Genomic DNA, 13,719 nt, shown 5'->3' on the forward strand with positions numbered 1-13,719 from the left:
GGAGAAAGCGGGCGCTATAGGCCGGTTGCGCGGCGGGTTTCAATCTTGCGCTGCGGCATAGTGAAGCAATTCAACGGCCAAGCTTTGCCATGGTTGCCCAAGTCGCCACGAGCCGACTAAGGGCATATGCGTGCTACCCGCCGACCATCCCCTGCGCATCGCCAATTTCCGCGCCTATTGGGTGTCGCGTTTCCTCGGCACCGTCGCGGTCAGCGCGCAGGGGATCGTGATCGGGTGGCAGGTCTACGGCCTCGCCCGCCAGACGATGGACATCAAGCAAGCGGCGTTCATGCTCGGCATGATCGGTTTGGTGCAGTTCGTGCCGCTGTTCGTGCTGACACCGGTGGTTGGGCTGGCCGCCGACACGTTCGACCGGCGATGGATCGTGCGGATCACGACGGCCGTGCTCGCGCTCAATGCGGTAATGCTGGGGGTAATGACGAGCGCCGGAATGCTGGGCCTGCCGGTCCTGTTCGCCGCCGCCGCAGTGGTTGGCGTGGTTCGCGCCTTCTCTGGTCCGGCCTATGGCGCGCTCGCCCCCAACCTCGTGCCGCGCGAGGTCCTGCCGACCGCAATCGCGGTGTCGTCGATCGCGTGGCAGACCGGTACGATCGCCGGGCCGAGCATTGGCGGTCTGCTCTACGCGATCCACCCCGACCTCGCATACGGCGCAATCGCCGCGATGTTGCTGGTCGCGCTCGGCACGATCTTTCTGATCGGCAAGGTGCCGCAGCCGCCCGCGCAGAAGGACCGCCACCCGCTCCAGCGTATCGCCGACGGGTTCAAGTATGTGCGCGACAATCGGCTGGTGCTGGCGGCGATCACGCTCGACCTGTTCGTCGTATTGCTCGCCGGTGCGACCGCGTTGCTCCCGGTATATGCCCGCGACATCCTGCACGTCGGGCCGACCGGCCTCGGCGTCCTCGCCGCGGGGATGGGGATCGGGGCGTCGGCCGGGTCGATCTGGTTCTCGATCCGCCCGATGAAGGAAAATGTCGGGGTGAAGATGCTCGTCGCGGTGTTGATCTTCGCGGCCGCGATCCTGACATTCGGTTTCTCGACCTGGTTCCCCTTGAGCCTCGCCGCGCTGATCGTCGCGGGCGCGGCGGACATGGTGTCGGTCTATGTCCGCTCGTCGCTGATCCAGCTCCACACGCCCGATGCGATGCGCGGCCGCGTCGGCGCGGTTTCGCAGCTCACCATCTCCGCTTCGAACGAACTCGGCGAGGCGGAAACCGGGCTGATGGCGTCGCTGCTCGGGCCGGTCGGCGCGGTCGCGTTCGGCGGAGTCGCCGCAATCGTCATCGTGCTCGCCTGGTCGCGGCTGTTTCCCGAGCTCAGGCTTGCAAAGACGTTCGAGCCGCCCGACATCCTCCAAACCCCACCCCAGCACGGAGTCGCCCAGCCATGAAGGCCAACACCATTCTGGAAACGATCGGCAACACCCCGCACATCCGCATCCAGCGGCTGTTCCCCGGCGCCGAGGTGTGGATCAAGTCCGAGCGTTCGAACCCCGGCGGGTCGATCAAGGACCGTATCGCACTCGCCATGGTCGAGGCGGCCGAGCGCGACGGCAAGCTCAAGCCCGGCGGCACGATCATCGAGCCGACCAGCGGCAATACCGGCGTCGGGTTGGCGATGGTTGCGGCGGTCAAGGGCTACAAGATCATTCTGGTGATGCCCGAAAGCATGTCGCTCGAGCGCCGCCGCCTGATGCTGGCGTACGGCGCGCAATTCGATCTGACCCCGCGCGAAAAGGGCATGAAAGGCGCGATCGAACGCGCGCTCGAGCTGATCGAGGCGACACCCAATTCGTGGATGCCGCAGCAGTTCGAGAATCCCGCGAATATCGAGGTTCATGCGCGCACCACCGCGCAGGAAATCCTGAAGGATTTTGCGGACGCGCCGATCGACGTGCTCATTACCGGGGTCGGTACCGGCGGGCACATCACCGGCGTCGCCGAGGTGCTCAAGAAGGAGTGGCCGAACCTCAAGGTCTATGCGGTCGAACCGACACTCTCGCCGGTCATTTCGGGCGGCCAGCCGGGGCCGCACCCGATCCAGGGGCTCGCGGCGGGGTTCATTCCCGCCAATCTCCACACGCAGGTGCTCGACGGCGTGATCCAAGTCGAGGCGGACGATGCCAAGGAAATGGCACGGCGCTCGGCACGCGAAGAGGGCTTGCTGGTCGGAATCAGTTCGGGCGCGACGCTGACGGCGATCGCGCAGAAGCTGCCCGACCTGCCCGCGAGGACGCGCGTGCTCGGGTTCAACTACGACACCGGCGAGCGCTATCTGTCGGTCCCGGACTTCCTGCCCGAAAGCTGAGCGGACACGAACGTCCGGGTTTTGGCAATGCGCGCGCTTTGCGCTAAGGGCGTGCGCCGCATCGCGGTGCCCATCCCAAAACAGGTTGTGACTTGATCCGTTCGCTGCCCCCGTCGTTGAGCCTGCGCGTCATTCTGGCGCTGGTCGGCCTTGCGCTGATCGCGGTACCGACGGCGGTCGTGCTGTTCGCGCCGCACGCGAGGCCGCTGCCCAACGTCGCGGTGGCGCAGCGCGTCGTGCCGAAGACCGAATTGCCGCCGGTGGAACCGGTCGAGCTGCAAGCGATCACGCCGCAGGATGCCAAGGCGTTCAACGATACGGTGCCCTTCTCGACAGCGCCCAACCCGCCGGCGCGGCCGTTCATCTTCTCGGGCGACAAGGACGCGCGCGCGCGGGCGGTCGATTGTCTGGCGGTCGGCGTCCTGTACGAAGCGGGCGACGACACCGAAGGCGAGCGCGCGGTGGCGCAGGTCGTACTCAACCGCGTCCGGCACCCGGCCTTCCCCAAATCGGTTTGCGGCGTGATCTTCCAGGGCTCCGAACGCTCGACCGGATGCCAGTTCACCTTCGCCTGCGACGGCGCGATGAACCGCTGGCATCCCAACCCCGCCGCCTGGGCGCGCGCGCGCGAGGTCGCGAGCGCCGCACTCAGCGGCGCGGTCTACGGCAAGGTCGGCTATTCGACGCATTACCACACCGACTGGGTGGTGCCGTACTGGAGCGCGAGCCTCGACAAGGTGACCGCAGTCAAGACTCACCTGTTCTTCCGCTGGACCGGCTGGTGGGGCACCCCCGCCGCGTTCGTGCACAGCGTGTCGGGGTTCGAGCCGGGCATTCCCGCGCTCGCCGGTTTCTCCGCGGCGCATAGCGGCGCGGTGGCGGATCTCGCCGTGGTCAATCCCGCCGAAATCGATAGCGCGACCATCGCCGGAACCGGCGGCGGATCGCAAGCGCTGTCGATCGATCCCAACAGCTTCCTCGTTACGCTCGACCCGCACGCGCCGCCCGACTCGTTCCCGCAAGTCGCCGCGAAAGCCTGCGGCACGCGCGAATATTGCAAGCTGATGGCGTGGACCGACAAGGGAAAGACTCCCAAAGGTCTGCCGCTCGGCCAGTCGCAGATTTCGGCGATGGCGTTCAGCTATCTGCGCGACAAGGCGCGCGGATATGAGAAGGCACTGTGGAATTGTGGCCAGTTCAAGCGCGCGTCGAAGGGCGAGTGCATGAAGCTGCAGGTTTTGGGCGTGCCGACGGCCGCGCTGCCGCCGCCGCCCGCGAAACCGGCTACGACCACACCCGGCGCGACGCCACCGACGACGGCGAACTTCTCGCTGAAGCCAGCGGTACCCGATGGCCTGAGCGGCGTGCGGAAGAAGGAAAATCCGCCCAAGCCCGCCGCGACGCCGGCGCCTGCGGCTAAATCAGAGCGGCCCTAATTCCCTCTCCCTGTGGGAGAGGGAGGGAGGAGCCGAAGGCGACGGAAGGGTGAGGGCAGCAGCGGAGCGGCTCGACCCTGCCCTCACCCCTCGGCGCTAACGCGCCTCGACCCTCTCCCAAAGGGAGAGGTTATGCCGCCGCGAACATCTCCGGCGGGATCGCCATCAGCGCCTCCGCGCCACCCTCGATCTTGCGGCGCAGCGCACCCGCCTCGGGCATGATCCGCTCGGCGAAATAACGCGCGGTTACCAATTTGGCATCGAGGAACGCCGGATCGCCCTCGCCCGCCGCCTTGAGCCGCGCCGCTGCCTCGGCCATGCGCAGCCACATCAGCCCGACCGCGACGATCCCCATCAAATGCATGTACGAATGCGCGCCGGCGCCGACATTGTTGGGGTTGGTCATGCCGTTCGCCATGAACCACATCGTCGCCGTCTGAAGCTCGCCGTTGGCCTTTTCCAGGGCGCCCGCGAAGTCCGCCGTCGCCTCGACCTGCTTCGCCGCGGCGACTTCCTCGGCCACGGTCTTGAACAGCAATTGCACCGCGCGCCCGCCGTTCTGCGCGAGCTTGCGCCCGACTAGGTCCATTGCCTGGATGCCGTTGGTGCCTTCGTAGATCATCGCGATCCGGGCATCGCGGACGTACTGCTCCATCCCCCATTCCTGGATGTAGCCGTGCCCGCCATAGACCTGCTGCGCCTCGGTCGCGATCGCATAACCCATGTCGGTGCCATAGCCCTTGATCACCGGGGTCAGCAGCCCGAGCAGGTCGGCGGCGTGCTCGCGCTCTTGCTCGGTCGCGGCGGCATGTTCGAGATCGGCCTGAAGCGCGCCCCACAGACACAGCGCGCGCAGCCCCTCGGTCAGCGCCTTGCCATCCATCAGCATGCGGCGGACATCGGGATGAACAAATAACGTGTCGGCCTTTTCCTGCGGCTCGGCCGCGCCGGTCAGCGCGCGCCCCTGACGCCGGTCGTGCGCATATTGCACGGCGTTCTGATACGCCGTTTCCGCCACGCCCAGCCCCTGCAGCCCGACCCCAAGCCGCGCGGCGTTCATCATGATGAACATCGCGGCGAGGCCCTTCATCTCCTCGCCGACCAGCCAGCCCTTGGCGCCGTCGTAATTCATCACGCACGTCGCGTTGCCGTGGATGCCCATCTTGTGCTCGATCGACCCGCACTGGACATGGTTGCGCTCGCCGAGCGACCCGTCGTCGTTGACGAGGATTTTGGGCACGACGAAGAGCGAAATCCCCTTCGAGCTTTCGGGCGCGCCCGGCGTCTTCGCCAACACAAGATGGATGATGTTGCTCGTCAGGTCGTGCTCGCCCGCCGAGATGAAGATCTTGGTGCCGGTGATCGCATAGCTGCCGTCGGCCTGCGGCTCGGCCTTGGTACGGATCAGGCCGAGGTCGGTGCCGCATTGCGGCTCGGTCAGGTTCATCGTGCCGCCCCACTCACCCGACACCATCTTGGGAACGTATTTCGCCTGCTGCTCGGGCGAGCCCTTGACCAGTAAGGCGGCGATCGCGCCGTGGGTGAGCCCGGGATACATCGCGAACGCCATGTTCGAGGAAATCATAAATTCCTGGAATGCGGTCGACACGACGTGCGGCATCGCCTGCCCCCCGAACTCCGCGGGCGCGCTCAGCGTGCCCCAGCCCGATTCGACGAACTTGGTGTAGGCGTCCTTGAATCCTTCAGGCGTCGTCACGCTGCCGTCGTCGTGGCGCGTGCAGCCTTCCAGATCGCCCGACTGATTGAGCGGAAACAGTACCTCGGCGACGAACCGCCCGCCTTCCTCAAGCACGGCATCGACCGTGTCGGGCGTGGCATTCTCGAATCCCGGCAGATTGGCGTAGCGCTCCAGCCCGAGCACATGGTCGAGCACGAAGCGCGTGTCGCGCACCGGTGGCGTGTATTGCGGCATGGATTAGTCCTTGTCGTTGTCGCGCGCCGCTTCGAGCAGCGCGGTGAATTCGGTCAGCTCGGCGATCGCGGCGTCGATGTCGCGCTTCTGCGCGCTGAGGGCGTCGATCTTGGCATGGCAGCGGTCGATCGTGCGCTGGCGCTGCGTACGGCGCCCGTCGCCGATGTCGTACAGATCGATCAACTCGCGGATATCGGTCAGCGAGAAGCCGACGCGCTTGCCGCGCAGGATCCAGGCGAGGCGCGCGCGGTCGCGGTGCGAATAGATGCGCTGCGTGCCGCGCCGCTCGGGCGCGATCAGGCCCTCGTCTTCGTAAAAACGTAGTGCGCGCGCGGTGACGCCGAATTCGGTCGACAGGTCGGAGATCGAGAAATCTTGCCGGTCATGGAGCGGCTCGATGGCGGCGTTGGACGGCACCCACGGCATGGCGCGATGCTACGCTTACCTTACGTTTACGTCAACGCTACCTGGCGTTCGCGCAGAGCATCTTGCCGCGCCCGTCGCGCAGCGCCGCCGCTTCGGACGGCGAATCGCTCAGCCGCTCGACGTTAAGCCCGGCGAGCGACGCCCGTTTGGAGCACGCCTTCTGGCAGGCATCGGGCAACGCACCGGGAACCGCGATCCGATCACCGTCGAACTTCGCGTCGAAGCTGCACCCCGGCGCGCTGGTCAGCTCGACATGGAGCGTTTCCCCGGCGCGCGTCGCCCCGCCCGATCCGCTGCAGAAATAATCGTCGCCGTAATCGACGTAGACTCCGACATGAAACGCCGTCGCGCTCGGCACGACGCAGACCTTGTCGCGGTCGCGCGCGTATAGGCCGGTCGGGTCGGTATTGGCGGGATCGGAGATGATCCCGGCGTCGATCGCCGCGGCTTCGAGGCTGGATGGGGTCGGTTTGGCGTCAGGCGTCGATTGGCTCGAACATGACCCCAGCAAAACCAACAAAACCGTCATTCCGGCCTTGAGCCGGGATCCATCGTGGAACCGAAGAAATGACAAAAGGCTCAAGCGCCACCCCCGCGGTACAATGGACCCCGGAACAAGTCCGGGGTGACGGAGGAGGATTTGAACGCCTTCATTCCACCCGCTCCAGCCCGACGCCATGGATTCGGCGATAGAAGCACGACCGCTCCCCCGTGTGACACGCCGGCCCCGCCGCATCGACGATCAGCCACACCGCATCCTGATCGCAATCGATCCGCACCTCGCGCACGCGCATCGTGTTGCCCGACGTCGCGCCCTTGCGCCACAGCTCACCGCGGCTGCGCGACCAGAACACCGCCTCGCCGCTATCGACCGTCGCCTTCAACGCCTGGGCATTCATGTGCGCGACCATCAGCACACCACCCGAATGGCCATCGGTGACCACCGCGGTGATCAGCCCGTCGGCTCCCCATTTCGGATCGAGCATCAGCCCGGTTTCGCGCGAGTCGGTCATGCAGCGGTCATATTCGCGGCGAAGGGGCGCGACAAACCCGGTTCGCCTCACTATATGGCCCTCGGCCCCACGGCATCCGGATCCCCATGCTGACGACCAATCCGTTCGAGGACGACAAGCTCCGCGAGGAATGCGGCATATTCGGCGTGTCGGGCGCCGACGGCGCGGCGGCGCTCGTCGCGCTGGGCTTGCACGCGCTCCAGCACCGCGGGCAGGAAGCCGCCGGCATCACCAGCTGGGACGGCGCGCATTTCCACAGCCACCGCGCGATGGGGCATGTCGCGGGCAATTTCGACCGCGACGAGATCATGACCGCGCTGCGCGGCGACGTCGCGTGCGGGCACGTCCGCTATTCGACGACGGGCGAAACTGCGCTCCGTAACGTCCAGCCGCTCTACGCCGAGCTTGCCACCGGCGGGTTCGCGGTCGCGCATAACGGCAACATTTCCAACGCGATGTTCCTGCGCGACGATCTGGTCGCGCGCGGCGCGATCTTCCAGTCGACCAGCGATACCGAGGTGATCCTCCACCTCGTCGCGACCAGCAGTTACCGCGATTCGCTCGACAAGTTCATCGACGCGCTGCGCCGGGTCGAGGGCGCCTATTCGCTGATCGTGATGACGCCGCAGGGCATGATCGCGTGCCGCGATCCGCTCGGCATCCGCCCGCTGGTGATGGGGCGATTGGACGACGCGTATATCTTCGCGTCGGAAACGGTTGCGCTCGACGTAGTCGGCGCTGAGTTTGTCCGTTCGATCGATCCGGGCGAACTGGTGATCGTCGAGAACGGCCAGCTCCGCTCTCTCCGCCCGTTCGGTCAGACCAATCCGCGCCCATGCATTTTCGAGTGGGTTTATTTCTCGCGCCCCGATTCGATCGCGGGCGACCAGTCGGTGTACAGCGTCCGCAAGGCGATCGGCGCGCAGCTCGCGATCGAATCGCCGGTCGAGGCCGATCTCGTCATCCCCGTCCCCGACTCGGGCGTCCCCGCCGCAATCGGCTATGCCCAGCAATCGGGCATTCCGTTCGAGCTCGGCATCATCCGCTCGCACTATGTCGGGCGTACCTTCATCCAGCCGGGCGATCAGATCCGGCGGCTCGGCGTCAAGCTGAAGCACAACGCCAATCGCGCGCTGATCCAGGGCAAGTCGATCATCCTGGTCGACGATTCGATCGTTCGCGGCACCACCAGCCTCAAGATCGTCGAGATGATGCGCGAAGCCGGCGCGCGCGAGGTGCACATGCGCATCGCCAGCCCGCCGACGACCAATTCGTGCTTCTACGGCGTGGACACGCCCGAACGCGACAAGCTCCTTGCCTCGCGCTTCAGCGTGCCCGGCATGACCGACTTCATTCACGCCGACAGCCTGGCGTTCGTCAGCATCGACGGACTGTATAAGGCGCTCGGCGAAGCGGGCCGCAACGACATGACGCCACGCTATTGCGACGCCTGTTTTACCGGCGATTACCCGACGCGGCTGACCGACCACGACGCGCTCGACGCCGAACTCGCCCTCCACGAAGCAGCGGAATAAACATGAGATTGCAAGGACAACTCGCGCTGGTGACCGGCGCGAGCCGCGGGATTGGCGCCGCCACGGCGAAGGCGCTCGCAGCGGAGGGCGCACATGTTATCCTCACCGCGCGGACGGCGGGCGCGCTCGAGGAAGTCGAAGAGGCGATCCACGCCGCCGGCGGCACCGCGACGATCGCGCCGCTCGACCTGACGCAGACCGACAGCATCGCGCGGCTGGCGACGGCGGTGAGCGAGCGCTGGGGCGCGCTCGACATCATGGTGCTCAACGCGGCGATGCTCGGGTCGCTGTCGGCCGTGCCGGCGATCGATCCGGGCGAGTTCGCCAAGGTGATGACGCTCAATGTCAGCGCGCAGGCCGCGCTGATCGCGGCGTTCGACCCGGCGCTGCGAAAATCGGCGCATGGACGTGTGATCGCGCTGACCTCCAGCGTCGGACGCCGGCCGCGCGCCTATTGGGGCGCCTACGGCGCGTCCAAGGCAGCGATGGAGACGCTGGTGCTGGCCTATGGCGAGGAAGTCGAAGCGGTGAGCAAGATTCGCGTGGCGATTGTCGACCCCGGCGCGACGCGGACGAAGATGCGCGAGCGGGCCTATCCGGGTGAGGACCCGAGCAAGGTCAAGCCGCCCGAGGATGTGGCGGCACGGATCGTGGCGTTGATCGGCGAGGATTTTGCATCGGGTCACATCGAGCGGGTCGGCCAGTAGCCGTCATGCCGGACTTGTTCCGGCATCCAGTGCGCCATGAGCGCTACCGATCGGGGAGAGTTGGACCCGGAACAAGTGCGGGGTGACGGCTAAAGCTCAAGATCAGCCGCCGCCTCAAGTTTCATCCACAACGCATTGCGCTTGGCCGATAAATCGCTGCCCGTCGCGCGCGGCCAGGCGCTCGACACGGCGATCACCAGCTTTTTGGCGGGATCGATCATGATGCTCTGCCCGAAAATGCCGATCGCGGCGTAGCGTCCGCCCGGCAGCACCCACCATTGGTAGCCGTACCCTGCCCCGCCGCTGAACTCATCCGACGGCGGGATTTGCGAGCTGGTCGCCTTGGCGAACCAGCCGTCGGGCACCACGCCCTTGCCGCCCGACAGCGCGAACAGCCCCATCCGCGCATAATCGCGCAGACTGACTGACAGGCAGCACCCGCTGACCTCGTGCCCGCCCGGGTTGACCATCCAGAACGCGTCGTGCTCCATCCCCCACGGCTTCCACAATTTCTGGCTGAGATAGTCGGCGAGCGTCTTCTTCGTCGCGCGCTCGACCAGCACGCCGATCAGATTGGTCTCGCCGGTCTTGTAAACCCACTTGGTCCCGGGCGCGGTCTCGCGCGGCAGCTTCTTCATGTACGCGACGGTCGGATCCTGCCCTGCGGGCACCGGATCGCTGAACATCCGTGCGACGTCGGACTTGGGGTCGGTGTAATCCTCGTTCCACTTCACGCCCGACGTCATCGTCAGCAACTGGCGCACCGTCACGCCGTCATAGCCGCCGCCGGCGAGGTCGGGAATGTAGCGCGTCACCGGATCGTCGATCGACTTGATGTATCCGTCGCGAACCGCCGCGCCGACCAAGGTCGAGGTGAACGACTTTGCGACCGAGAAACTGGTCCAGCGCCCTTCCGGCCCGTAACCGCGCGCGTAGCGTTCGAGCCGGACCTTGCCATCCTGCACGACGATCATCCCGGCGATGTTGAGATCGGTCATCGCGGTCTCGATGTCACCCTCGGGGATCGCCAGCGGCTTGCCCGGGGGCAACGGCCGCACCTTGCCGCCGGCCTTCACGACGTGCCCGGGGAACAGCTTCTCCATCGCTGGAAAGTTCTGGTCGCGCTGCTGCTGGTTCCAGAACAACACCTCGGCACCGACCTGGCGCAGTTTCGCCGCGTTGTCGGGGGTGATCGCCACCGTCTGCGCAGTCGCAGCACCGGCAATCGCGAGCGTTGCCGCCAGGATCAGTCGCTCCATCACCCCTCCTTGACCAAAGTCACTTGTGCGACGGTGATCGCGCCGCCGCGGAACCCGCCCTCGCAATACATCAGATAATAGCGCCACAAATCGATGAAATATCTGTCGAATTGCTTCGGCATCAGCCCGCCCGCGACCGCCGCATCGAACCGTTCGCGCCAGCGCCGCAGCGTTTCGGCATAGTCGTGCCCGAACGCCACGACATCGCACCACGCCAGCCCCGCTTTTTCCGCGAGCGCGCGAAACCGGCTTTCGGACAACAGCATGCCGCCGGGAAAGACGTAGCGCTGGATGAAATCGACGTTGCGCGCGTAATCCTCGTAAATCGCATCGTCGATCGCGATATATTGGATCGCCGCGCGCCCGCCCGGTTTGAGCGCCCGGGCGATCGCACCGAGATAATCGAGCCAATATTCGGCGCCGACCGCCTCGACCATCTCGATGCTTGCGACGCCGTCATAGCGGCCGGCGACGTCGCGATAGTCGATCAGTTCGATCTCGCCCGCCAGCCGCTGCCGCGCCAGCCGCGCCTCGGCATAAGCCTTCTGCTCGGTCGAGAGCGTGATGCCGTGAACGGTAACGTCCGCACGCGCCGCTTCCTCGGCGAACGAGCCCCAGCCGCAACCGATCTCGAGGATGCGATCACCCGCCTTACACTCTGTTCGATCGAGGATTGAGCGGAGCTTGGTGCGCTGTGCCTCTTCGAGCGACTGGTCCGGCGCGGCGAAGATCGCGCTCGAATAGGTCATGCTCGGGTCGAGCCAGAGTTCGTAGAAATCGTTGCCCAGGTCGTAATGGTCCCGGATGTTCCGCCGCGCGCCCGTCCGGTCGTTGCGCCGCGCGCGATGCCATTGCCGCCGCAGCCAGCGCCCGATCCCTTGCGCCCGCGCGGTCGGTGCCAGCGTGTGGCGGTTGCGGGTGAACAGCTCGAACAGCGCGACCGGATCGGGGCTTTCCCATTCGCGCGCGACCCAAGCCTCATACCAGCCTGCCGACCCACCCGTCGCCAGCCGCCACAGCGCGCGCCAAGAATGCAAGATCACGACGGCCTCGGGACCGGGCAAGCGCCCACCGACGCGATGCGGCTGGCCACCGGGCAGCGAGGCAGTGATCGCCCCCTCGACGATCCCCCGGTCGATCCGCGCCAGCATCCGCCGGCCGAACCAGCCCAGCGCCCCCGCGGCCCGGGGTTTCTTCACGGAAACGGCAACGTCCATGGCGCAATCCATGCACCAGCGCACAAGCTGCTTTCAATGTAGGAATTGATATGAACCATACTGGCGAATGGATCAGCACCGCCCCTTGCCCGACCGCGCGCACTGGACTCCGGGGCGTCAGCGCCTGTTTCTTCGTGCCCTGTTCGACACCGGCAGCGTCGCGCTGGCCGCCCGTGCCGCGGGAATGTCGCGGTCGAGCGCGCACCGTCTGCGCCGCCGGCTTGCCGGCACGCCGTTCGACCAGCAATGGAGTGCCGTCCTCGCCAGCCATGCGCGGCGGCTCGCCGACCCGTTCGGGCGCGACGAGTCGACGCCCAAGGCGCCGCGATGATCGCCGGCGCTTCCGTGGTGCGTCGGCGGCGCCTGCCAGCCGCTTTAGTGCCGCAGCGGCGTGACGCAGGAGGCGCGCTCGTGAGGCGCGCGTGTCGCCGGGCGGCGGCGATGTGGATGCTTCGCCGGCGCGATTGGCGTAAACGACCGATCCAGTGTCAACTTTGTGAACTTAGGCGGCGTCAGCGCACCTTTCGTCCCGCCGCCAACGCCCGCTCGCGCGCTTCGCGATGGCCGATGATCTTGGCCGGATAGCCGTCGGGGCGGCATCCCGCTTCATCGGGATCATGGATCGCCTCGTCGGGCAGATCGCGCAGCTCCGGCACCCATTCGCGGATGTAATCGGCCGCGTCGAACTTCTCCGATTGCACCAGCGGCGCCATGATGCGGCCCCACATGTTCGCGTCGATCCCGGTGCCCGCGACCCATTGCCAGTTGACGCTGTTGTTGCCGTAATCGGCATCGACCAGCGTGTCCCAGAACCATTTTTCGCCCTCGCGCCAGTCGATCAGCAGGTGCTTGATCAGGAAACTCGCGGCAATCATCCGCACGCGGTTGTGCATCCACCCGCTCGCCCAGAGCTGGCGCATCCCGGCATCGACGATGGGATAGCCAGTGCGGCCCTGCTGCCAAGCGCGCAGATCGGCCTTGGACGACCGCCACGGCAGTGTGTCGAACCGCTCGCGGCCGTTCTTCGACGCGTAATCGGGGAGTTGCAGGATCACGTTCTGCGCATAATCACGCCACGCCAGTTCCTTCAGGAACACCTCGGCCTTCCGCCCCGCCAGCCGATGCCAGACCTGCGCCGGCGACACCTCGCCGAAATGGAGGTGCGGCGACAGGCGCGAACTGCCCTCGACCGATGGCAGGTTGCGGCCCTCGGCATAGTCCGCGACCTCGTCCACGAAATCGTCGAGCCGGCCGTGCGCGCCCGCCTCGCCCGGGGTCCATTCCTTGCCGAACCCGGTCGCCCAGTCGGGCCTGGTCGGCAGCAAGTCCCAGTCGGCCAGCTTGTCGCTCTTCGGCCATGTCGACGGCGCCGGTATCTCGCGCGGCCGGTTGAGCGGATGCGGTGGCGGCATGAGCTCATTCAGCGCGCGCCAGAATGGCGTGTAGATTTTGTAGGGCTGGCCGCTCCCCGTCGTCACCGATCCCGGCGGCGCGAGGTAATTGCCGTCGTGACACGCCAGGTCGAGCTGTTTCGCCACCGCGCGCTCGGCGTTGCGCCACCACGGCTCGTAATGCCGGATCGCATGGACGGCCCCCGCGCCGACCTCGTTCGCGACCTTGGTCAGCTCCTCGTCGCACTTCCCGCGCCGCAGGATGAGCCGCGATCCTTTCGCACGCAAATCCTTGTCGAGACTGGCGAGGCTATGGTGGAGCCACCAGCGCGACGCGGCACCCATCGCGCGGTGCCTCGGCGTATCGTCGTCGAGCACGTAGACCGGAACAACGGGCCCATCCGCGATCGCCGCCGCCAGCGCCGGTTGATCGGCGAGGCGGAGGTCGCGGCGGAGCCAGACGATCGACGGCAA

Annotated in this window: 13 protein-coding genes; 6 read left to right on the plus strand and 7 right to left on the minus strand. The window is 66.6% G+C overall.

Going from position 1 to position 13,719, the window contains the following annotated elements; translation table 11 throughout:
- The first annotated feature begins 130 nt into the window (after positions 1-130).
- From E7773_RS07120 to E7773_RS07130, 3 genes are all read left to right on the plus strand, one after another.
- Positions 131-1,411 carry an MFS transporter gene (locus tag E7773_RS07120; protein WP_293989860.1) on the plus strand — a complete coding sequence of 427 codons (1,281 nt, stop codon included), beginning with the start codon at positions 131-133 and terminating at the stop codon, positions 1,409-1,411.
- Positions 1,408-2,328 carry a cysteine synthase A gene (gene cysK, locus E7773_RS07125; RefSeq protein ID WP_293989861.1) on the plus strand — a complete coding sequence of 307 codons (921 nt, stop codon included), beginning with the start codon at positions 1,408-1,410 and terminating at the stop codon, positions 2,326-2,328. The genes E7773_RS07120 and cysK overlap by 4 nt, the downstream gene beginning before the upstream one ends.
- A 92-nt stretch (positions 2,329-2,420) precedes the next feature.
- Positions 2,421-3,764 carry a cell wall hydrolase gene (locus E7773_RS07130; RefSeq protein ID WP_293989862.1) on the plus strand — a complete coding sequence of 448 codons (1,344 nt, stop codon included), beginning with the start codon at positions 2,421-2,423 and terminating at the stop codon, positions 3,762-3,764.
- Between the two features lie 130 nt (positions 3,765-3,894).
- On the opposite strand, the gene E7773_RS07135 is transcribed toward E7773_RS07130, so the two are convergent.
- The 4 genes from E7773_RS07135 to hisI all read right to left on the minus strand — a co-directional run bounded on the left by E7773_RS07135 (position 3,895) and on the right by hisI (position 7,136).
- Entirely contained in the window at positions 3,895-5,697 is a 1,803-nt protein-coding gene (locus E7773_RS07135) for an acyl-CoA dehydrogenase C-terminal domain-containing protein (RefSeq protein WP_293989863.1), read from the minus strand.
- 3 nt (positions 5,698-5,700) lie between these two features.
- Positions 5,701-6,123 carry a MerR family DNA-binding transcriptional regulator gene (locus E7773_RS07140; protein ID WP_293989864.1) on the minus strand — a complete coding sequence of 141 codons (423 nt, stop codon included), beginning with the start codon at positions 6,121-6,123 and terminating at the stop codon, positions 5,701-5,703.
- A 37-nt stretch (positions 6,124-6,160) separates the two neighbouring features.
- Positions 6,161-6,652, minus strand: a complete 492-nt coding sequence (locus E7773_RS07145; protein ID WP_293989865.1) for a hypothetical protein — start codon at positions 6,650-6,652, stop codon at positions 6,161-6,163.
- A gap of 121 nt (positions 6,653-6,773) precedes the next feature.
- Positions 6,774-7,136: a phosphoribosyl-AMP cyclohydrolase gene (hisI, locus tag E7773_RS07150; protein WP_293989866.1), complete on the minus strand. Its 363-nt coding sequence runs from the start codon at positions 7,134-7,136 to the stop codon at positions 6,774-6,776.
- 86 nt (positions 7,137-7,222) lie between these two features.
- Here hisI and purF point away from each other — a divergent pair, with 86 nt between their 5' ends.
- Positions 7,223-8,671, plus strand: a complete 1,449-nt coding sequence (gene purF / locus E7773_RS07155) for an amidophosphoribosyltransferase (protein WP_293989867.1) — start codon at positions 7,223-7,225, stop codon at positions 8,669-8,671.
- Positions 8,672-8,673: 2 nt separating this feature from the next.
- Positions 8,674-9,378: an SDR family NAD(P)-dependent oxidoreductase gene (locus tag E7773_RS07160; protein WP_293989868.1), complete on the plus strand. Its 705-nt coding sequence runs from the start codon at positions 8,674-8,676 to the stop codon at positions 9,376-9,378.
- Between the two features lie 89 nt (positions 9,379-9,467).
- On the opposite strand, the gene E7773_RS07165 is transcribed toward E7773_RS07160, so the two are convergent.
- Both E7773_RS07165 and E7773_RS07170 read right to left on the minus strand, forming a co-directional pair.
- Positions 9,468-10,637 carry a serine hydrolase domain-containing protein gene (locus E7773_RS07165; RefSeq protein WP_293989869.1) on the minus strand — a complete coding sequence of 390 codons (1,170 nt, stop codon included), beginning with the start codon at positions 10,635-10,637 and terminating at the stop codon, positions 9,468-9,470.
- Positions 10,637-11,788 carry a cyclopropane-fatty-acyl-phospholipid synthase family protein gene (locus E7773_RS07170; protein ID WP_293990013.1) on the minus strand — a complete coding sequence of 384 codons (1,152 nt, stop codon included), beginning with the start codon at positions 11,786-11,788 and terminating at the stop codon, positions 10,637-10,639. Before E7773_RS07170 ends, E7773_RS07165 begins: the two co-directional genes overlap by 1 nt.
- A 133-nt stretch (positions 11,789-11,921) precedes the next feature.
- Here E7773_RS07170 and E7773_RS07175 point away from each other — a divergent pair, with 133 nt between their 5' ends.
- Positions 11,922-12,185 carry a LysR family transcriptional regulator gene (locus E7773_RS07175; protein WP_293989870.1) on the plus strand — a complete coding sequence of 88 codons (264 nt, stop codon included), beginning with the start codon at positions 11,922-11,924 and terminating at the stop codon, positions 12,183-12,185.
- A 181-nt stretch (positions 12,186-12,366) separates the two neighbouring features.
- Here the strand turns inward: E7773_RS07175 and E7773_RS07180 are convergent, their stop codons facing one another.
- Positions 12,367-13,719, minus strand: a complete 1,353-nt coding sequence (locus E7773_RS07180; RefSeq protein WP_293989871.1) for a deoxyribodipyrimidine photo-lyase — start codon at positions 13,717-13,719, stop codon at positions 12,367-12,369.

The sequence above is a fragment of the Sphingomonas sp. genome (genome assembly GCF_004799495.1).
Taxonomy (GTDB): domain Bacteria; phylum Pseudomonadota; class Alphaproteobacteria; order Sphingomonadales; family Sphingomonadaceae; genus Sphingomonas.